Genomic DNA, 20,310 nt, shown 5'->3' on the forward strand with positions numbered 1-20,310 from the left:
ATTAGCAACGATTATTTACGAACAGCAATCGCTTCGATTTCAATTTTTACATCTTTTGGTAAACGTGCAACTTCAACACAAGAGCGTGCTGGGTAAGGTGCGTTATGCTCATCAAAGAAGTTACCATACACTTCGTTAACGGCAGCGAAGTCATTTAGATCTTTAACAAAAACAGTCATCTTAACAATGTCAGAAACCTGAAGACCTGAAGATTCCACTACCGCCTTTACATTGTCTAAAGATTGGCGAGCTTGCGCTGCAATTGCTTCCGGTACTTCACCTGTTGCAGGGTTTACAGGGATTTGACCGGAAGTTAGCACCATATTACCAAGATCAACACCTTGTACGTATGGACCGATTGCTGCAGGAGCTTGCTCTGTATGAAGAACCTTAGTCATTGTTTACCCTTACTTATATTTTTTTGATTGTTATAGCGTAAGTGACACGTCACGCTATCTGATTGATGGTGTTATGGGGGCTAAGTCAGGAAGATTCAAGCTGATTAGAACGTTTTTATATCATCCCAAGACTTAGACAAACGGCTTGTTCACAATCACGGATCCGATCAATATTGCGAGGTGCAACCATAATAGTGTCATTGCCAGCTATGGTGCCTAAAATTTCTTGATGGGGATTAAGGTCAATAATTCTAGCGATGAGTTGTGCAGAACCCGGATGGGTTTTTACTACAATCACTAATTTATTATGAGTAACAAATTCAATTTGTGAAGCGATCTCAGAATCAGTATATGTGGGATTGGTGGTTTCAGTAACACAATACACCCGTTTACCATAGACATTTGGTGCTTTTACTATTTTGAGTTTAGTGAGAAGACGTGAAACGGTAGATTGGCTGATATCATCAAATCCCTCTTTAATTAGCGCGTCGCGAATATGATCTTGAGTAGAAAAATGGTGCATTTGTAATAATTGTTTACAAACGGCTGTCATGTTTTTTTCGCAATAATGACTGATGATCCCGTGTGGTGATTCATGTCCATTCATGGACAGCTCCTTGTCGCTTTTTTATGCATTTTATTTGTTCGATATCGCAATAATAATCACTTTTTGTGATATTTAATGCAAATATGATAACAGGGAATAATCAGAAGAAACTTGATGGTTATCACTAAATAATACCTAGCTGGTATTTTGTGTTATTTTGTGGCTGAGATTTAATGAATAAAGCCCGCTATGAAGCTAACGGGCTGTTTATAACAAAGTTATGCATTGCACTCTGTCACGATTTCGCGAGAGAAAACTTTTTCGCAGTATTTACATTTAAGTTGAATGTCTGCTTTTTTAGTCAGTACCTTAAAGCCACTATTTACCGGCTCACCGTGTGAAATACAGTTAGTATTTGGGCACTTAAATACCGCACTAATAAAGTCAGGTAATGATAAGTTAAGTTTCTTTACTACTTCATAATTTTCAATTTGGTTAACGGTTGCTTTCGGGGCATAGAGTGCGAGTTGGTTAGCTTGATCTTCATTGATAAAGACGTTTTCGATCTTGATCAGATCTTTGGCACCAAGTGCTGACGAAGGCAGATTCAAACCAATTGTCACTCGTTGGTTCGAGTTATCCATACTAAAGAGCTTAAGTACCTTGATACCCACATGCGCAGGAATATGGTCGATAACAGTGCCGTTTTTGATTGCTTCAACTTTTAGTTGGGTTTCTTTAGACATGATCATCGCTCCTGCTTATAAGGTTTCGTTAAGAACTAGGGCTAATAGCGCCTGACGTGCGTAAACACCATTTTCTGCTTGCTGGAAGAAGTAAGCATGTTTAGTTTTATCAACATCTACCGTAATTTCATCGACACGTGGCAGTGGATGCAGCACTTTTAAGTTGTCTCTTGCCCCTTCTAGCATCTTCGCCGTTAAGATATAAGCCGCTTTCATGTGGGCGTATTCTGATTCATCAAAACGCTCTTTTTGTACTCGCGTCATGTAAAGGATATCAAGCTCAGGGATCACATCTTCCATATCGCTGTGCAAGCTGTAAGCGATACCTGCATCATCTAATTCTTCACAAATATAGTCAGGCATTGCGAGTACTTCCGGGGCGATAAAGAAGAACTTCACGTTATCAAATTTAGATAATGCTTGGGTTAACGAGTGCACCGTACGACCGTATTTCAAGTCACCAACAAAGGCGATATTAATGTTATCTAACGTGCCTTGGGTTTCGTAAATGGTGAACAGATCTAACAGGGTCTGCGTTGGGTGTTGGTTTGCCCCATCCCCACCATTGATCACAGGAATACCGTTAGAAAATTCAGATGCCAGACGAGCAGCGCCTTCTTGAGGGTGACGCATAACGAAAGCGTCAACGTATGAAGTAATCACTTGAACGGAATCAGACAGAGTTTCGCCTTTATTTGCTAGAGACGTATTGCCAGCGCTATCAAACCCCACCACAGTCCCGCCTAAACGTTGAATAGCCGTTTCAAATGAGAGTCGGGTACGGGTTGATGGTTCAAAGAAGCAACTTGCAATCACTTTGTTTTTTAGCAGTTCAGGATTAGGATCAGCTTTCAATTGTCCTGCGGTTTGGATAATTAATTCAAGCTCTGCGCGACTAAGCTCTGGGATGGAAATAATATGCTTTTTAAACAGCGAATTAGCCATGGTTTCTTTCCCTCAAAATAAAATAAATAACGCTCAATACGGCATTCACCGTGATCCTTGCCGATTTACAGACAAAAAAAAGCCTCCTTAATAAAAGGAGGCTTTTTTTATAAAAATAGAAACACGAACCTGCGTTAAAAAGCGGTGACGATAATTCTGTAGTGGAGTTATTGTCAGGTTCATCTCTTAGCTCGTGTTCGACAAATTGGCAAGAATTATACCGTCATTTTTAAGTGACGCAAGCGTTTGCGAAAACTATCAATAGGCATTTATTAATGCCCCAGTGTTGCCACCATGACCGCTTTAATAGTGTGCATACGATTCTCTGCTTCATCAAAAACAATTGAATGTTTGGATTCAATGACCTCATCGGTGACTTCAACGCCTTGGGCCAGTTCAGGATATTCTTGCGCAAGCTCCTTACCAATTGTGGTGTCTTCACCATGAAAAGCGGGTAAGCAATGCATAAATTTCACATGTGGATTCCCTGTTGCTTTTAGTAAGTCCATATTGACTTGATAAGGGAGCATTAACTGAATACGCTCAGCCCATGCTTGTTTTGCTTCGCCCATTGAAACCCATACATCGGTATACAAAAAGTCACATCCTTGAACGCCTTCTTGCACATTTTCTGTGAGAGTGATTTTCGCGCCTGTTTCTAATGCAATTTCACGACACTGTGCCACTAACTCGTCTTCAGGCCAGAACGCTTTGGGCGCAACGAGACGAATATCCATCCCCATTTTCGCCGCCCCAACGAGCAATGAATTTCCCATGTTATTACGTGCATCACCTAAATAAGCAAAGGTGATTTCATGGAGTTGCTTGCCACGGCCATGTTCTTGCATCGTTAGAAAATCAGCTAAGATTTGAGTCGGATGGAATTCATCGGTTAACCCATTCCAAACAGGTACGCCAGCGTATTGCCCCAACTCTTCAACAATGGCTTGACCAAAACCGCGGTATTCAATGCCATCATACATACGACCCAATACGCGCGCGGTGTCTTTCATTGATTCTTTATGGCCGATTTGTGAGCCTGATGGGCCAAGATATGTCACTTTTGCACCTTGATCAAAAGCCGCCACTTCAAATGCACAACGAGTACGGGTCGATGCTTTTTCAAAGATGAGCGCAATATTTTTTCCGCTTAAGCGTGGCTGCTCGTAACCATTGTATTTGGCTTTTTTTAATTCAGCAGATAAATCGAGAAGATGTTGAATTTCTCGTGGAGTAAAATCTAATAATTTAAGGAAGTTACGGTTACGAAGATTAAAAGCCATGATAGTTCCCTCTTGCATTTTATAATGTTTCTAACCGAATACCCCTTTGTTGTGACTAGGTTACTAGATATTCGTTATTGTTGCTTTATGTTTATCTTATTATTACTGCATTGTGAATAGCTGTGCGCTTATTATGCAAGATTATTTGGTTTCCTTGGTTTTTCCGACAGTAATAAGAATGTTGAATATGAACGCTAAAACTCAAGGCAATACTAATTATCGGTGCTTCTCACTAACAGGTGGTAATTGATGGCAAACCATGCGATATTTGCCAGCAAATTGATTCCACAGTCGGAGTGAACCCATGTCTTATGCAGAACTGATCGAAGAGCAAAAAGAAGAAACACGCGAAATTATTGCCGCGTTACTTGAAGATGGCAGTGAGCCAGATGCTCTTTATACGATTGAGCACCACTTTTCAGCGGATACGTTTGAAGAGTTAGAAGGTGCTGCTGTAGAAGCCTTTAAACTTGGTTTTGAAGTTTTAGAAGCAGAAGAACTTGAACTAGCGCCAGAAGATGGCGGCGGTAAAGTTGTTTGTTTCGATGCTGTAATGGAATCAGCACTGAACGCTGAGTTGATTGACGAACAAGCTGAGAAGTTGATCAAACTTGCTGAAAAACACAATATCGATTACGACGGTTGGGGCACTTACTTCGAGTCTGGTGAAGACGACGATGAAGAGTACGACGACGAAGAATAATCGTTAAAATAGACGAATAATAAAAAAGCCGGCATATTTGCTGGCTTTTTCGCCTTTTAGCTGTGGGGACTCGCACTTTTTATTCTGCTTAATGATCAAAGTTTAATAATGATCACAGTGCGTTATTGAAAAACTGCGTAGATATACCTTTTTTATTATCAAGCTTACTGAGTGTACTCAGTGCTGGAGTTATGATGACAATTTCGCTTAATGGTCAATGGCAATTAACCTGTGTTCAGCGAGCGGCTTTACAAGATCTGCATATTGATTTACCAGGTGATGTTCATTCTGCGCTTTTTGCTGCAGGTGAGATCCCTGATCCTTACTGGGCTACCAATGAAAAGAAAGTCCAATGGGTTGGGGAGTGTGATTGGATCGTAAGTCGACAGTTCGACTTAACCGAAGCGCAGTTAGCCTGTAATGCGATGGATTTAGTGATGGATCACCTTGATACCGTGGCTGAAATTCGTTTAAACGGGCACACCGTGGCTGATTTTAATAATATGTTTATGCGTCACAAAGTAGATGTATTAAGTTGTCTGCAAGTAGGCTGCAACAGAATTGAAATCGTATTACACCGTGCTGATCTTGCAGCTAAAAAGCGTGCTGATAAATTGCCATTTCCAGTGCCATGGGCAGAAGGTAATAACCAGATCCCTCATATGAATACCTTGCGTAAAACCCAATGTCATGCGGGTTGGGACTGGGGTATTTGTTTATCTGTATTAGGGGTATATGGCGATATTGAATTACAGCCAATTGAGCATATTCGAATCAGTCATGTGAGTACGAAACAAAAGTGGCTAGATCAAGAGTGCGAATTATCTGTCACGCTCAATTATGAAGTGGTATCAGAGAAAGGATTAGCAAACGCAGCTGTCACGTTTAACGATCAAACCTTCCACTTGACGCTTGATCGTGACGCAACGAAAACATCTGTCTTGTTCCGTATTGCAGAGCCTCGTCGTTGGTGGCCCGCTGGGTATGGTAAACCACGTTTATATGATCTTAAAATTGAAGCTGACGGCAGTTATATCAATAAGAAGATTGGTCTGCGCAAGCTTGAGTTGATCACTGAAGATGATGAACTTGGCCAAAGTATGGTCTTTAAAGTTAATGATGTTGAGATCTCGGCATTAGGTGCCAATTGGATTCCGATGGATGCGATGCCTTCACGCATGACGGATCAACGCTATCGTTCTTTGCTTGAAGATGCGTTAGCTGCCAATATGAACATGCTACGTGTTTGGGGCGGAGGCATGTATGAAAAAGATATCTTCTATGAGTTATGTGATGAATTAGGGATCATGGTATGGCAAGATTTGATGTTTGCTTGTGCGCTGTACCCTTCAACACCTGATTTTGTAGCAGAAGTAAAACAGGAAGTTGAATACCAAGTCCGCCGTCTAAAAGATCATGCAAGCCTAGCCTTATGGTGTGGCGACAATGAAGTGATAGGTGCGATTAGTTGGTATCCTGAATCCCGTCAAAACCGAGAAAAATATCTTGTTAACTATGATCGTTTAAACCGAGCATTAGCAGAAGTAGTTGAAAAAGAAGATCCTTCTCGTCGTTTTTGGGCGAGTTCGCCGTGTAATGGTGAGTTAGATTTTGGCGATGCGTGGCACGATGATAAACGTGGCGACATGCATTTTTGGGATGTATGGCATTCAGGTAAAGATTTTGAAGCCTACCAAACCGTTACGCCACGTTTTTGCTCAGAGTTTGGTTTCCAATCATGGCCGTCACTGCCGACAGTGAAGACGTTTGCTCCTGAGCAAGATTGGAATATCACGTCACCAAGTTTTGAATGTCATCAGAAAAATAGCCGTGGTAACTCGATTATCACTGAAATGTTTACCCGTTATTTCCGTTTCCCTAATGGTTTCGTCAATATGTTGTACCTATCGCAAGTACAACAAGCGATGGCGATTAAAACGGCAGCAGAATATTGGCGTGCACATAAGCCGACAAACCGTGGCATTTTATTCTGGCAATTGAATGATTGCTGGCCAGTAAGCTCATGGTCTTCGCTAGAATATAGTGGTCGTTGGAAACAGTTGCACTATCATACTCGACGTTTCTTTGCGCCACAGATGGCGACCTTTATTCGCGATGAGCAAGGGGTAAAACTTCACTTGATCAATGATGGTCGCAATAGTGCTGAGTTAAAAGGTGAAGTGGTATGGCAGAGTTGGGAAGGTGAGATTTTATATCGTGAACCTATTTCAGAGTTCCTTGATCCTGATTGCACGAAAGTGGTGTGGGAATGGTTAAACGAGGATCTTGATGGTCACGAGACTGAAGGCTTCTTCCATGTGCATTTACGTAACGGCGATAAACTAATTGAAAACACATGGTTCCCAGCTAAACCTAAAGAATGTGAATTAGAAGATCCTGATTTACGTTTTGAAGTTGCTGAAATGAATGGTGAAATATCAGTGATGCTGAGTAGCAACAAACCTGCTTTCTATGTTCATTTGGAATTTGAAGGGGAAGGTCGCTTTGAAGATTCAAGCTTCACGCTCGTCCCTGAGCACCAACGCCAAGTGAAATACATTGGCTCAGCCAGTTACGATGAAGTTGTGCAAGGCTTACGTGTTTACCATTTAAAGCAAAGCTATTAATACAGTATATCGTTTAAAAAAGCCTGCTGAGAGAGTCTCTGAGCAGGCTTTTTATTATCAATTAATATGTTAGAAGGTTTTAAGCATGTGAATTTCACAAGCGTTGTGCCCTGTATTACCAAGCGCAGTTGGAATATCGACAAAACCTAAAGATTGATAGAGTTTCACCGCTTCTTTTAATACCTCTGTGGTTTCTAAATAGCACCCTTTAAAGCCATTTTCTCGGGCAAACTTTAATGCTTTAACGGTTAATACCCGTGCGAATCCCTTACCTCTGAGCTCTGGTAAGAAGAAGACTTTTTGCAGTTCACTCCACTGCGCATCTCCTGTTAATGGCGCTATACCGCCACAGCCTAAAATACGATTGTTTTTTTCTATTACCCAATAACGGCTTTTCGGTAATTGGTAATGCTGGCAGAGATCATCAAGATGAGGATCCGCAACGCTAAAGCCTCTATCTGGGGTTAATCCATATTCTGCTGAAACACGACGAATGAGTGCAGCAACGGCGGCATTATCCAAAGGCGTGATTTCTCTTAGCACGTACCCCTGTTGATGCTCTGTGATTGTCAAAGCTTTATGATAACGGCGTAAACTTGTTTCTAACTGCTCTATTTCATCTTGATCCAGCTGATCTAAAATCGTTTGGGTATCTTGATCAAGCTGATGGTGAAGAGCGGTGAGTGTTTGAATACCCTTGGGTGTTAACTGGGAGAGTTGGCTACGTTTATCGCTAGGGTTGGCAATTGAATGGATCAATCCTTGATTGAGTAACATGGCTAAATTACGGCTGGCATTGGATTTATCGACCCGTAAACGCTCTGCCATTTGATTAACCGTACAAGGTCCTTGCTCAAGCTCAATCAAAGTGTGGGCTTGTACAGGGGTAAGGGCGAGTTGGCCACACTGACTATTTAGCATGCCGAGTTGACGGACTAATTGACGAGAAAGTTGGCGAAGTTGTTGGGGCAGCATGATCCGTCCTTGAATTTAATTGCATTACGCAATTAAAATAGTTGCAGCCTGCAACAATGTCAATCTGTTTAATCTATCATGGTGTTTATTAGTGCTGACAAGCCATTGCATCTAGCCAAGTTGGCTGATGTGTCTCATTTTGGTTGTGATTTTTACGTTGCCATACACGCTCATGGAAATAGTAAGCCATGGTATTAATTGCAGGTTCGATCATTGCCATTAAGCTACCAATCAGTATGTCACCTGTAAGAAGGTAAACAACACTAAATGCGACACTGAAGTGCACAATAGCAAAGCTTACTGTTTTGCGACTTGGCGTATTAAAGTGTGATTGTTTGAGTGTTTTGCTTTGCCACACTTTTTCATGGAAATAAAAGGCAACGGTATTAACCATCGGCTCAATCATTGCAATTAAACTACCAATAATGATATCGCCTGTAAGAAGGTAAGCCACTGTAAAAGCAATAGTAAAATGGATGGCGGCAAAACTGACTGTCTTTTTCATAAGGTGATCCTCAATTCGATGAGGTCATTATCATTGAATATTATTAAGAACTAAATTTGTTATTTTTTATATTACTAATAGGTAAAAGCTATTGTTTGAAAAGAGATGCCAGATTTGAGATATAAAAAAACCGACAGTATGTGACTGTCGGTTTTTATTAATCAAGAATGATTGGTGAGATTATAGCGCAGCAATCGTTGCTTTTTGCTCAATAAGCTTCACTAATGTTTCTTCATAACCGGCTAGCTTTTCACGCTCTTTAGTGATCACGATTTCAGGCGCTTTAGCAACGAAGCCTTCGTTACTTAGCTTACCAGAAGTACGTTTGATTTCGCCTTCCATTTTTGCGATTTCTTTGTCTAAACGTGCAAGCTCTGCATCTTTATCAATCAAGCCCGCCATAGGGATCATCAATTCAGATTTGCCTACAAGTGCAGTCGCACAAGCTGGTGTTGCTTCACCGTCAGCTAATACTTTCACTTCTTCTAGTTTTGCTAGAGATTTCAGTACCGTCAGGTTTGCTTCAACACGTGCAGTATCAGCGGCATCAGCCACTTTTAGCATTACTGATAATGGCTTACTTGGCGCGATATCGTATTCTGCACGTAGGTTACGAATACTCGTGATAAACGCTTTAACAAACTCAATGTCAGTGATTGCTGCTTGGTCAAATTGCGCTTCATCAAACTGAGGCAATGCCTGAGTCATGATGGTTTCACCTTCAACACCGTCAACGAGTGGTTTAACGCTCTGCCAGATTGATTCAGTGATGTAAGGAAGAACAGGATGCGCAAGACGTAATGTCTTCTCTAGCACTGTGATTAGAGTATGACGCGTTGCACGTTGCTGTGCTTCTGTACCTTTCCATAGAACAGGTTTAGTTAGCTCTAGGTACCAGTCACAGAATTGGTTCCAGATGAACTCGTAAAGTACACCAGCAGCCATATCTAAACGGAAGTTATCAATGTGAGCATTGAACTCTTTTGCCGCTAGCTGGAATTGTGATTCAATCCACTTGTCTGCTAGTGAGTAGTCAAGCTCGCTACCTGCTGCGAAACCGCAATCTTGATCTTCTGTGTTCATTAGTACGTAACGACTTGCGTTCCATAGCTTATTACAGAAGTTACGGTAACCTTCAAGACGTTTCATGTCCCAGTTGATGTCACGGCCCGTTGAAGCCATAGCAGCAAGAGTGAAACGTAGGGCATCAGTACCGTAAGGTTCGATGCCGTTCTCAAATGTTTTACGTGTCGCTTTTTCGATCTTCGATGCAAGTTGTGGCTGCATCATATTGCCACAACGCTTCTCTACTAGAGACTCAAGATCAATACCGTCGATCATGTCGATAGGGTCGATAACGTTACCCTTAGATTTCGACATTTTATCGCCGTTTTCGTCACGGATAAGACCCGTTACGTAAACGGTTTTAAATGGTACTTGTGGCTTGCCGTCTTCATCTTTACAGAAGTGCATGGTCATCATGATCATACGTGCAACCCAGAAGAAGATGATATCAAAACCAGTTACCAACACATCAGATGGGTGGAAGGTTTGAAGATCAGCGGTGTTTTCTGGCCAGCCTTGCGTACCGAATGTCCATAGTGCTGAAGAGAACCATGTATCAAGTACATCATCGTCTTGGCGTAATACGACAACCGGTGCTAGGTTATGTTTTTCACGTACTTCAGCTTCGTTACGACCAACGTAAACATTACCGTCGTTGTCGTACCAAGCAGGAATACGGTGACCCCACCATAGCTGACGTGAAATACACCAGTCTTGAATGTCACGCATCCAAGCGAAGTACATGTTTTCGTACTGCTTAGGTACGAATTGAATATCACCGTTTTCAACCGCTTCAACAGCAGGTTTTGCTAGCGGAGCTGCACGAACGTACCATTGGTCAGTTAGCATTGGTTCAATAACCACGCCGCCACGGTCACCGTAAGGGATCGTTAGGTCGTGATCTTTGATTTCTTCTAGTAGACCTAGTTCATCAAATTCAGCAACAATCGCTTTACGTGCAGCAAAACGTTCCATGCCATGGTATTTCTCTGGCAGCGCTGTGCTGTATGCATCACTTGGCTCGCCATTGGTTGTGAAGACTTCAGCAGCATCACGAATATCAGCATTGAACGTTAGGATGTTGATCATAGGCAGGCTATGACGTTTACCTACTTCGTAGTCATTGAAATCATGTGCAGGAGTGATTTTTACACAACCGGTGCCTTTTTCCATATCAGCGTGTTCATCACCTACGATAGGGATGCGACGGCCAACGATTGGAAGAATGATTTCTTTACCGATCAGATCTTTGTAACGTGGATCTTCAGGGTTAACGGCAACACCAGTATCGCCCAGCATAGTTTCAGGACGTGTAGTTGCAACAACGATGTAGTCTTTACCTTCCGCTGTTTGTACGCCATCAGCTAATGGGTAACGGAAGTGCCACATGTGGCCTTTTTTATCTTTGTTTTCAACTTCTAGATCTGAGATCGCAGTGTGTAGTTTAGGATCCCAGTTAACTAGACGCTTACCGCGGTAAAGAAGATCTTCTTGGTATAGACGAACGAAAACTTCTTGAACGGCATTTGATAGACCATCATCCATCGTGAAGCGCTCACGATCCCAGTCTACTGATGCGCCAAGGCGACGAAGCTGCTTAGTGATTGTGCCACCAGATTCGCCTTTCCATTCCCAGATCTTATCGATGAAAGCATCACGACCGTAATCGTGCTTTGTTTTGCCTTCTTCAGCAGCAATCTTACGTTCCACAACCATTTGGGTAGCAATACCTGCGTGGTCAGTACCAACCTGCCATAAGGTGTTTTTGCCTTTCATACGCTCACAACGGATCAGGGTATCCATAATGGTATCCTGGAACGCGTGGCCCATGTGTAGGCTACCTGTGACGTTTGGTGGTGGGATCATAATGCTGTAAGCATCTTTAGATGTATCACCATGAGGCTTGAAGTAACCAGCCTCTTCCCAGCGCTGATATAGCGCTTGTTCAATTGATTGTGGGTTGTATGTCTTTTCCATAGCGCTCTTAGAAGGATTCTATGTGGAATTAGGGCGTCTCAGTAGCAGTGGCAGTCGTAATTTGAATGCCAGCAAGACGATATGCCTTGTAACGCTCGCGCGCTAACTGCTTGAGCTTTTCATCGCAAGGAACGAAGTCTACCACTTGTGCAAAGCTAACCGCAAAATTTGGTGCGTTTTGCGCTAAATTAATTAGCGTAGCACGGCGTCCAGTATGACGTAATGTTGACCACCCTATCTCAACGGGAGAGCCGCCATTAGGCCCTTCTCCGACAAGGTTGTGGGGCACAAAACTGTCAGGATCTTGCTGCCATAGATATTCATCTATTTGTTCTGCTTGCTGTTTATTTGCTGCGAGTAGGTAAACGCTGTTACCTTGCCGGTAACTCATTGCTGCTAAATGACAGGCAAAATGGCACTGAAAGTGACTATCAGCGCTCTCTTGCTTGTCATCGATTATATAAAACGTAGCATGAGTCATGGTTTTTTGTTCCTAAAGAAAAGGGCCTTGCGGCCCTTTTCGATGTCTTTTACTCGACGATCTCTTGGCCTGCTCTGTTTAATAAGAACTGGACAAGGAGAGGGACTGGTCGACCGGTAGAGCCTTTTGCTGCACCACCTTTCCAAGCGGTACCTGCAATATCAAGGTGCGCCCAGTTGTACTTTTTAGTAAAGCGAGATAAGAAACAACCAGCCGTTATAGTACCAGCGCCAGGCGTGCCTAAGTTTGCCATATCAGCAAATGGGCTCGCAATTTGCTCTTGGTATTCATCACTCATCGGTAGACGCCAAGCGCGATCACCGGATTGCTCTGACGCATTTATAATTTCATGCGACAGTGGATTATGGTTACTCATTAAACCACTAATGTGATTACCTAAAGCAACAACACAAGCACCTGTTAGTGTCGCAACGTCAATCACACATTCAGGTTCAAAACGCTCAACGTAAGTTAATGCATCACAAAGCACTAAACGACCTTCAGCATCGGTATTTAATACTTCAACTGTTTGACCTGACATGGTGGTTAAAATATCACCAGGACGATAAGCATTGCCGCCAGGCATATTTTCACAGCCCGCTAACACACCAACCACATTGATGGGTAAATTAAGCTTAGCTAATGCTTTCATGGTACCGAACACAGAGGCTGCACCACACATGTCGTACTTCATTTCGTCCATTTGAGCACCAGGTTTAATCGAAATACCACCTGAATCAAAAGTTAACCCTTTACCGACAAGAACGATAGGCTTAGCGTCTAAATCGGGGTTACCTTTGTACTCAATAACAGACATCATCGCTTCATTTTTAGAGCCACGACCCACTGCAAGGTATGATGTCATCCCTAAAGATTGCATCTCTTGCTCACCAATGATTTTAGTGCTTACGGTCTCAAAATCATCGGCTAGACGGCGTGCTTGTGAAGCAAGATAGGCTGGGTTTGCCACGTTTGGTGGCATATTACCCAAATCTTTACTTGCGCGAACACCAGATGCTATCGCTAGACCATGGCTGATAGCGCGTTCACCTAAAGAGAGCTCGCGACGAGTCGGTACATTAAAGACTAGTTTACGTAGTGGACGACGAGTCTCTGGTTTATTACTCTTAAACTGGTTGAAGGTATACAAGCTATCTTTAGTTGTTTCGACAGCTTGACGTACTTTCCAGTATGTATCACGACCTTTTACATGAAGCTCTGTTAAGAAGCACACAGCTTCCATAGAGCCAGTTTCATTTAAAGTACTGATCGTTTTTTTGATGATTTGCTTGTATTGGCGCTCATCTAATTCCCGTTCTTTACCACAACCGACCAGTAAAACACGTTCTGATAACACGTTTGGTACGTGGTGTAGTAAAAGCATTTGCCCAGGTTTACCTTCGAGGTCGCCACGACGCAGTAAGGAGCTGATATAACCATCACTGATTTTATCTAGCTGTTCCGCGATTGGAGAGAGGCGACGTGGTTCAAAGACGCCAACAACAATACAAGCACTACGCTGTTTTTCGGGGCTGCCGCTTTTTACACTGAACTCCATGCGTACTCCTAACATCCTAATTAAAGACAATTAACGCTAAATGTTGGATAATACCACACTGTTTGCTCTGCCGTGATTTCGGTATACGCTTAGAGTGCAGTCTTTCATTTAGCTGAAAGATAACAAAATAACTGATTTAACGAAAAACTATAGTGATTCCATCAAAAAAACAAGTTTTCTATGGGAATATAACGCGTGATTATTGTTAGGTATTTGACAAGAGAGACATTAAAGAGCCAATTAGCGGTACTTTTTGTACTTTTCCTTGTCTTTATTAGCCAAAAGTTTATTAGCATTTTAGCCGATGCAACCGATGGCTCGATCCCGAGTGATCTCATTCTAACCTTCATGGGATTATCTATCCCTTCGATGGCACTATTAATGCTCCCTCTGAGTTTATACATCGGGATCTTACTCACGTTCGGTAGATTATATGCTGAAAGTGAAATCACGGTGATGAATGCGACGGGGATGGGGAACAAATTATTACTCCAATCAGCATTAGCTTTGGCCATTATTACGGGGGCAATTGCCGCTGTGAATTCATTTTGGGTTGCACCTTGGTCGCAAGAGCATATAGAGCAGCTTAAAGAAGAGACAAAGGCTGGGCCAACGTTAAATATGTTGGTAAAGGGGACGTTTCAGCCGGCACCGAATGGAAGTGGGGTTATATTTATTGACAATATCACCGATAAAGGCTCAAAACTTCATAAGGTTTTTGTCGCGCAATTAAAAGCCTCTGGCACCTTGCAGCCTAGTGTGATTGTTGCAGACAATGGTACCGTCAAAGAGTTATCTGATGGTCGTCAAATGTTAGAATTAAATAACGGTGCTCGATATGAAGGCATTCCTACTCAGCTAAATTACTCCATTACTCATTTTCATGACTACCAAGCGCTAATAGGGCAACGTGAAGTTAAAGCTGGTAATCGTGATTGGGAAGCCCAGCCCACAATGACCTTAATAAAAGATCAAAGCTTAGCTGCAAAAGCTGAATTACAGTGGCGTTTCTCTTTAGTACTTTGTATTCCATTGTTAGTAATGATTGTTGTTCCGCTATCGGCTGTTAATCCACGTCAAGGACGATTTGCAAAATTAGCACCTGCTGTGTTGATTTATCTGGCTTATTTCTTAGCGATCTCATCCGCAAAATCAGCGATTGAGGATGGTATTATCCCATCAGCTATTGGCATGTGGCCAATTAATATTACAACCTTGTTAGTTGCTCTTGCTTTAAATAGCTGGGATTCTATGCCTGTGCGACGCCTTAAAGATAAATTACGGAGACGCAGTTAATGTTTAAAATTCTCGACTGGTATATAGGTCGAACGATCATTGCAACTTTCTCACTGACACTATCAACCTTAGTGGGCTTATCTGCGATTATTAAATACGTTGATCAACTAAGAAAAGTGGGACAAGGAAGCTACGATCTCCTCAAGGCGCTGTATTTTGTTTTATTATCAATGCCGCAAGACATCATTATGTTCTTTCCTATGGCGGTATTATTAGGCGCATTGATTGGTTTAGGAATGCTGGCATCAAGCTCTGAGCTGGTGGTAATGCAAGCGGCAGGCTTTTCTAAACTTGATATTGGTTTATCGACCTTAAAAACGGCAGTCCCTATGATGATAGTGGTTGTATTACTGGGACAGTGGGGAGCACCGCAAGCGCAGAAAATGGCACGTGAGTATCGTTCGATATGGGTTTATGGCGGTAGTATGATTTCTGCACAAAGTGGCGTATGGGCTAAAAATGATAATAGCTTCATTTATATGGGACGTGTTCATGATCTCAATAAAGTGGATGTTGTTAATATTTGGCAGTTTGACAACAAAGGCCAGTTGGAAGATGTAACATCTGCAAAACGCGCGTCTTACGATAAAGCGACGGGTTGGACAATGCATGATGTAACCATAACAGACATGACAGGTAGTAGTCAGTTAACCAATAGCCATATAGCAAGTAAGCATTGGGAAACAACATTAACACCAGATAAATTAGCGGTTGTGACGGTGAAACCTGAAGAATTATCGTTGTCTGGCTTATATCATTATGTGAATTATCTCAAAGAGACCAAGCAAGATGCTTCTCGTTATGAGTTAGCATTCTGGCGTAAAGCGCTTCAGCCTATATCCATTGCTGTTATGATGCTATTAGCATTATCTTTTGTATTTGGTCCTCTTCGCTCTGTTACTATGGGGGCTCGTGTCCTTTCAGGTGTCATTTTTGGTTTTGCATTTTATATTTCAGACCAAGTGTTTGGACCGATGATTTTAGTGTACCGATTACCGCCTATTTTAGGGGCATTAGGTCCAAGTTTAGCGTTCTTGTTTATCACGATATATTTGCTAAGACGCAAACTATAAAATGGAAAAAGGAGCCTAAAGGCTCCTTTTTTATTAGCGAATATCTTTTGTCACTATCATTTCACATTCAGCCATTACGTCTTGTAATGCTCGACGTTTAGTGTTGTATGCGAGCAAATTCCCTAACCCTAAGGCTGCCGTTGCAGCGCGGATCAATGCTTGAGTGATAGTAATTGGGCGACCATCTTTATTTTGTACTTTTAATTTCCATGCTCGCATACCTAACGTTTGGCCACCATGAGTCCAAAAGTAAGTGTAGAATCCAATAATTACGGCGCCTAAGTAACTAGAGTAAAGTAAATTAGCTTGTGGATGATGTGTTAAATAAGCACTTACATCTTCATAGTGAGCTAAATCGAGAATATTAAAATGAAGTAAAAGCGCTATTCCTGCCATTGCTATACCGCCTGCTAGCATAAGAATCGCAGCGACAATTATAGCATCATAAAACCAAGCGGCTAAACGCCGAAATAAGGTTGGATATTGTGGGGAAGTGGTTTTTTTTATTATTGCTGATTTTGACATAAAACATCCGATTTATCTGACTGTGTCCATATGTGCTGAGTGTAACAGTAAACAATAAGTCAGAGAACGCTTGATATTGCTACAGAATGTGTAAGGGACCTGGTGTTATTATCACCAACAAAGAGGTAAATAGGATGAAAAAATAGCGGTCAAAGAGATTGGTTGAATATCTTAACGATAAAGGCTTGCCTCGCTGCATTGGATACGTATAATAGCCGCTATAAGCCCGAGTGGTGAAATTGGTATACACGACGGATTCAAAATCCGTTTCCTTCGGGAGTGACGGTTCAAGTCCGTCCTCGGGCACCAAATTTCAAACAAAGCCTCAATCGAAAGATTGGGGCTTTGTTGTTTTTAGATAGTAAGCTCACCAACACCTCCTTGACATTCATATCATATTTATTGTTACACTAAACAGACGTTATCTGACTTGATTGCAGCATTGCGTCGAATCAATCGAATAACGTAGCTATTCAAGTATTTAGTTTATAATCAAATATGTCATCTCATTTACTCATATATAACAAAAAGATAGATATGATTGTTCTAAATGAATATATAGTCTCTCATTTTTATTTATAATAATTTATGTGAAGGTCTTATCTGAAATGAGAAGGATACTTTGATTATAAAAAAACTGTGTAATAATTATTTCTGGTTCATTTTTGAGTTTTGATCTCGTGGTTAAAAATAATTTTGATGTATTACGAATTTTCCTCGCTGTACTTGTTTTCTATTTCCATATAGGGATAGAAACTCAAAATGAATACCTCATGTATGTACCAGGCGGCTTAGCAGTGCATTGCTTCTTCGTTATTAGTGGCTATTTGATAGTAAAAAGCTACTTAAAAAGAAAGTCTTTATCAACTTATGTAAAGTCACGTTTCTTACGTATTTACCCACTGTATTTTATTGTTATTACAACGGCGTTTATTTTTGGATATTTTCATTACTCCGGTAGTTTTATTGACGACATAAATAATGGTGCCGGTAAATACTTAGCGTCTAATTATGTGTTCGCTAACTTCTTGCATCCGACGTTACCCGGTTTATTTGAAAATAATTTTCAACCTTTTGTTAATGCAGCATTATGGACCATTAAAATTGAAGTCATGTTCTATATTTGTGTACCTATTATCTATGGTGTACTGAATAAAAAGTTAGATAATAAAAAGCTGACAATACTACTAGGTTTAGTATCGATTTGCTGTTTTTATACAGTGCAGTATTTCATTGAGTATCATGGTTTACCAGCAAGCATTAATCGACAATTACCATCTATGTTAGTGTTCTTCATGCTAGGGGCATATTGGAATTTTGCGGAGCCTAAGTTTTTAAGGCTTTGGCATCTACTGATCTTGATCCCGATAGTATTCTTTTTACAAAGCTGGTTTGTGATTTATGCGTTCGCGGTGAGTTTTATAGTGTACGTTATTGTTTTTAAGTTAAAGCCAATAGCGGTTAGCAAGCGTATTGGTGATATATCATACGGTATCTATATTTGGCATTTTCCAATCTTACAAACATTAATCATGTATGGTTTTTTCAAGAATATTTATCAAGGTACAGCAATTGCAACTGTACTTGTTTTCTTATTTGCAATGATTAGCTGGCACTTCATCGAGTCCAAATTAGTCGTTAGACATTAATTGATTGAAGTTGAGTTGTTATATGGCAAGACGTTTTGAAGCCCTTGATGCCTTTCGCGGGTTATGTGCATTATCTGTTGTGTTATTTCACTTTCGTGCAGTTGGGAGTGTGACTGAGTTACCTTTTTTTAGAGGCAGCGAATTATTTGTAGAGTTTTTCTTTGCCCTAAGTGGCTTTGTGCTCGCCCATAGTTATGGTTTTAGGGACAACCTACACTTTAAATCTTATATAGCATCGCGTTTTTTTCGACTATATCCATTGTATGTTTGCATGCTGATGGTATTCATTGGGTTAGAGGTGGTGAAATATATTGCGTATAAAACCGTTGGTTTTAGTTTTAATACATTGCCCTTTACAGGCCATGGATCTCTGTCTGAAATACTCCCTAACCTATTAATGGTGCAATCATGGACATCATTAACCGATCCTTTATCGTTCAACTATCCATCGTGGAGTATAAGCATTGAGTTTTATCTCTATGTTTTACTCTTCCTGACGCTATATCTATTTGGTCGTTACAAGGTATGGAGCTGGTTGACGATAGCCGTTATGATTTTAGGCTTAATGGGGAACAATTCAACACTACTTCAACCATATGTATTTAATGGATTATCATGTTTTTTTGGTGGTGCATTCACGTATGTTGTATTTACCAAAGTAAAGCACATATCGATTCCATTTATTGCAGGCTCTATTATTGAAGTCGCGCTTTTAAGTGCTGTAGTTTATTTGGTTTCAAATGAAATAAGCTACAGATATATATACGCAACGCTATTGTTCTATCTTGTTGTATTGTTTTTTGCTTTTGAGTCTGGTGCGATTTCAAAACTGTTAAATAGAAGTATATTTCAAGTCTTAGGTAAATGGTCCTATTCTATCTATTTAACACATGCCGCTATTCTCTTTATGGTTACATCGGTCGCATTAGTAGGACAAAAAGTGTTAGGTAAAGCAATCGCTCCAATGATAGAGGGTGCACGGTTTATCGATTTAGGTTCGACGTTTTATAATAATGTACTTGTTGTTTCTGTTCTTTTGATCGTTATCCTTGTGTCGAAGACGACATATAAATATATAGAGCTTAAAGGACAAGCATTAGGAAAACGGGTTATGGGCTTTAAATAGATATGAAATGTCAGACGTTCAGTGTGTAAAATATACGATTATTATGTTCGTGATTAGATGTTGAGCTATCGCATTTTTGTGGTGTTTTTTATTGAAAAAAAAAGCTTGCCAATGTGATCTGAATCTCTATAATGCGGCCTCACTGACACGGAGCAAGCCACTGGCAAGCGACAAAATCAGTATTGTTCTTTAACAATTTGACCATGCAATCTGTGTGGGCACTCGTTGAAAAGTTAAGTCGAAAGATTTATCAATGATACTAGTGACCAATTGATACGTAAGTATCAGCACAGTCAATTCATTCATCATTTTATGATGAATTAACAGTATTCATTGAGCCGGTCGCCTTTTTACAAGAGCGACCACAAAAACTTTAATTGAAGAGTTTGATCATGGCTCAGATTGAACGCTGGCGGCAGGCCTAACACATGCAAGTCGAGCGGTAACAGATTGATAGCTTGCTATCAATGCTGACGAGCGGCGGACGGGTGAGTAATGCCTGGGAATATGCCCTGATGTGGGGGATAACTATTGGAAACGATAGCTAATACCGCATAATCTCTTCGGAGCAAAGAGGGGGACCTTCGGGCCTCTCGCGTCAGGATTAGCCCAGGTGGGATTAGCTTGTTGGTGGGGTAATGGCTCACCAAGGCAACGATCCCTAGCTGGTCTGAGAGGATGATCAGCCACACTGGAACTGAGACACGGTCCAGACTCCTACGGGAGGCAGCAGTGGGGAATATTGCACAATGGGGGAAACCCTGATGCAGCCATGCCGCGTGTATGAAGAAGGCCTTCGGGTTGTAAAGTACTTTCAGTTGTGAGGAAGGC

General features: G+C 41.3%; 17 protein-coding genes, 1 tRNA gene and 1 rRNA gene. 8 read left to right on the forward strand and 11 right to left on the reverse strand.

The genetic code is table 11. The annotated features are described in order from the left end of the window. Window positions 1–11 precede the first annotated feature (11 nt). The 5 genes from C9J41_RS15045 to C9J41_RS15065 form a co-directional block, all read right to left on the reverse strand. The gene (locus C9J41_RS15045) at window positions 12–398 is read right to left on the reverse strand and encodes a RidA family protein (protein ID WP_107207671.1); all 387 of its coding nucleotides are present in this window, start codon (window positions 396–398) and stop codon (window positions 12–14) included. A gap of 115 nt (window positions 399–513) precedes the next feature. After that, a complete protein-coding gene (locus tag C9J41_RS15050) occupies window positions 514–1,005 on the reverse strand; it encodes an arginine repressor (protein WP_107207672.1) in 492 nt (163 codons plus the stop codon). Between the two features lie 218 nt (window positions 1,006–1,223). After that, the gene (pyrI, locus tag C9J41_RS15055) at window positions 1,224–1,691 is read right to left on the reverse strand and encodes an aspartate carbamoyltransferase regulatory subunit (protein WP_107207673.1); all 468 of its coding nucleotides are present in this window, start codon (window positions 1,689–1,691) and stop codon (window positions 1,224–1,226) included. Between the two features lie 15 nt (window positions 1,692–1,706). Next, window positions 1,707–2,636 (reverse strand): aspartate carbamoyltransferase, encoded by a 930-nt coding sequence (gene pyrB / locus C9J41_RS15060; protein WP_107260904.1) that lies wholly within the window; start codon window positions 2,634–2,636, stop codon window positions 1,707–1,709. Between the two features lie 272 nt (window positions 2,637–2,908). Next, window positions 2,909–3,919, reverse strand: a complete 1,011-nt coding sequence (locus C9J41_RS15065; protein ID WP_107260906.1) for an ornithine carbamoyltransferase — start codon at window positions 3,917–3,919, stop codon at window positions 2,909–2,911. Between the two features lie 304 nt (window positions 3,920–4,223). On the opposite strand from C9J41_RS15065, the gene rraB reads away from it, so the two are divergent. Together rraB and C9J41_RS15075 are read left to right on the forward strand one after the other, a co-directional pair. Then, window positions 4,224–4,622 carry a ribonuclease E inhibitor RraB gene (gene rraB, locus C9J41_RS15070; protein ID WP_107247470.1) on the forward strand — a complete coding sequence of 133 codons (399 nt, stop codon included), beginning with the start codon at window positions 4,224–4,226 and terminating at the stop codon, window positions 4,620–4,622. A gap of 194 nt (window positions 4,623–4,816) precedes the next feature. Continuing rightward, window positions 4,817–7,249, forward strand: coding sequence for a glycoside hydrolase family 2 protein (locus C9J41_RS15075; RefSeq protein WP_107294733.1), 2,433 nt, complete (start codon window positions 4,817–4,819; stop codon window positions 7,247–7,249). Window positions 7,250–7,318: 69 nt separating this feature from the next. On the opposite strand, the gene C9J41_RS15080 is transcribed toward C9J41_RS15075, so the two are convergent. The 5 genes from C9J41_RS15080 to pepA all read right to left on the reverse strand — a co-directional run bounded on the left by C9J41_RS15080 (window position 7,319) and on the right by pepA (window position 13,810). After that, the gene (locus tag C9J41_RS15080; RefSeq protein ID WP_107294734.1) at window positions 7,319–8,224 is read right to left on the reverse strand and encodes a helix-turn-helix domain-containing GNAT family N-acetyltransferase; all 906 of its coding nucleotides are present in this window, start codon (window positions 8,222–8,224) and stop codon (window positions 7,319–7,321) included. 88 nt (window positions 8,225–8,312) lie between these two features. Beyond that, window positions 8,313–8,729 carry a DUF2061 domain-containing protein gene (locus tag C9J41_RS15085; RefSeq protein ID WP_107287771.1) on the reverse strand — a complete coding sequence of 139 codons (417 nt, stop codon included), beginning with the start codon at window positions 8,727–8,729 and terminating at the stop codon, window positions 8,313–8,315. A 180-nt stretch (window positions 8,730–8,909) separates the two neighbouring features. Beyond that, window positions 8,910–11,771: a valine--tRNA ligase gene (locus tag C9J41_RS15090; RefSeq protein ID WP_107294735.1), complete on the reverse strand. Its 2,862-nt coding sequence runs from the start codon at window positions 11,769–11,771 to the stop codon at window positions 8,910–8,912. 28 nt (window positions 11,772–11,799) lie between these two features. Further along, complete coding sequence (locus C9J41_RS15095; protein ID WP_107292645.1) at window positions 11,800–12,252, reverse strand: DNA polymerase III subunit chi; 453 nt, start codon at window positions 12,250–12,252, stop codon at window positions 11,800–11,802. Window positions 12,253–12,301: 49 nt separating this feature from the next. Beyond that, a complete protein-coding gene (pepA, locus tag C9J41_RS15100; RefSeq protein ID WP_107247465.1) occupies window positions 12,302–13,810 on the reverse strand; it encodes a leucyl aminopeptidase in 1,509 nt (502 codons plus the stop codon). Window positions 13,811–14,005: 195 nt separating this feature from the next. Here pepA and lptF point away from each other — a divergent pair, with 195 nt between their 5' ends. Further along, window positions 14,006–15,106 (forward strand): LPS export ABC transporter permease LptF, encoded by a 1,101-nt coding sequence (gene lptF, locus C9J41_RS15105; protein WP_107207683.1) that lies wholly within the window; start codon window positions 14,006–14,008, stop codon window positions 15,104–15,106. Continuing rightward, the gene (lptG, locus tag C9J41_RS15110) at window positions 15,106–16,179 is read left to right on the forward strand and encodes an LPS export ABC transporter permease LptG (RefSeq protein ID WP_107207684.1); all 1,074 of its coding nucleotides are present in this window, start codon (window positions 15,106–15,108) and stop codon (window positions 16,177–16,179) included. Before lptF ends, lptG begins: the two co-directional genes overlap by 1 nt. Before the next feature lie 33 nt (window positions 16,180–16,212). Here lptG and C9J41_RS15115 read toward each other — a convergent pair whose 3' ends face one another. Further along, entirely contained in the window at window positions 16,213–16,704 is a 492-nt protein-coding gene (locus tag C9J41_RS15115; protein WP_107207685.1) for an RDD family protein, read from the reverse strand. Between the two features lie 224 nt (window positions 16,705–16,928). Between C9J41_RS15115 and C9J41_RS15120 the strand changes: the two genes are divergently transcribed. The 4 genes from C9J41_RS15120 to C9J41_RS15135 form a co-directional block, all read left to right on the forward strand. Continuing rightward, window positions 16,929–17,013 (forward strand) — tRNA-Leu (locus tag C9J41_RS15120). 356 nt (window positions 17,014–17,369) lie between these two features. After that, window positions 17,370–18,353 carry an acyltransferase gene (locus C9J41_RS15125; RefSeq protein ID WP_233218511.1) on the forward strand — a complete coding sequence of 328 codons (984 nt, stop codon included), beginning with the start codon at window positions 17,370–17,372 and terminating at the stop codon, window positions 18,351–18,353. Window positions 18,354–18,375: 22 nt separating this feature from the next. After that, window positions 18,376–19,479, forward strand: coding sequence for an acyltransferase (locus tag C9J41_RS15130; protein ID WP_107207686.1), 1,104 nt, complete (start codon window positions 18,376–18,378; stop codon window positions 19,477–19,479). A 374-nt stretch (window positions 19,480–19,853) separates the two neighbouring features. After that, window positions 19,854–20,310, forward strand: a 16S ribosomal RNA gene (locus C9J41_RS15135); the annotation flags it as partial.

This window comes from Photobacterium sp. GB-50, assembly GCF_003026755.1.
Taxonomy (GTDB): domain Bacteria; phylum Pseudomonadota; class Gammaproteobacteria; order Enterobacterales; family Vibrionaceae; genus Photobacterium.

What these genes read in the sequence shown, in the direction of transcription:
- C9J41_RS15095 (WP_107292645.1), bottom strand. Translation starts at nt 12,252, where the DNA reads ATGACTCATGCTACGTTTTATATAATCGATGACAAGCAAGAGAGCGCT.
- C9J41_RS15085 (WP_107287771.1), bottom strand. Translation starts at nt 8,729, where the DNA reads ATGAAAAAGACAGTCAGTTTTGCCGCCATCCATTTTACTATTGCTTTT.
- C9J41_RS15075 (WP_107294733.1), top strand. Translation starts at nt 4,817, where the DNA reads ATGACAATTTCGCTTAATGGTCAATGGCAATTAACCTGTGTTCAGCGA.
- C9J41_RS15115 (WP_107207685.1), bottom strand. Translation starts at nt 16,704, where the DNA reads ATGTCAAAATCAGCAATAATAAAAAAAACCACTTCCCCACAATATCCA.
- rraB (WP_107247470.1), top strand. Translation starts at nt 4,224, where the DNA reads ATGTCTTATGCAGAACTGATCGAAGAGCAAAAAGAAGAAACACGCGAA.
- pyrB (WP_107260904.1), bottom strand. Translation starts at nt 2,636, where the DNA reads ATGGCTAATTCGCTGTTTAAAAAGCATATTATTTCCATCCCAGAGCTT.
- C9J41_RS15080 (WP_107294734.1), bottom strand. Translation starts at nt 8,224, where the DNA reads ATGCTGCCCCAACAACTTCGCCAACTTTCTCGTCAATTAGTCCGTCAA.
- pepA (WP_107247465.1), bottom strand. Translation starts at nt 13,810, where the DNA reads ATGGAGTTCAGTGTAAAAAGCGGCAGCCCCGAAAAACAGCGTAGTGCT.
- C9J41_RS15090 (WP_107294735.1), bottom strand. Translation starts at nt 11,771, where the DNA reads ATGGAAAAGACATACAACCCACAATCAATTGAACAAGCGCTATATCAG.
- C9J41_RS15130 (WP_107207686.1), top strand. Translation starts at nt 18,376, where the DNA reads ATGGCAAGACGTTTTGAAGCCCTTGATGCCTTTCGCGGGTTATGTGCA.
- C9J41_RS15065 (WP_107260906.1), bottom strand. Translation starts at nt 3,919, where the DNA reads ATGGCTTTTAATCTTCGTAACCGTAACTTCCTTAAATTATTAGATTTT.
- pyrI (WP_107207673.1), bottom strand. Translation starts at nt 1,691, where the DNA reads ATGTCTAAAGAAACCCAACTAAAAGTTGAAGCAATCAAAAACGGCACT.
- C9J41_RS15050 (WP_107207672.1), bottom strand. Translation starts at nt 1,005, where the DNA reads ATGAATGGACATGAATCACCACACGGGATCATCAGTCATTATTGCGAA.
- C9J41_RS15045 (WP_107207671.1), bottom strand. Translation starts at nt 398, where the DNA reads ATGACTAAGGTTCTTCATACAGAGCAAGCTCCTGCAGCAATCGGTCCA.
- lptG (WP_107207684.1), top strand. Translation starts at nt 15,106, where the DNA reads ATGTTTAAAATTCTCGACTGGTATATAGGTCGAACGATCATTGCAACT.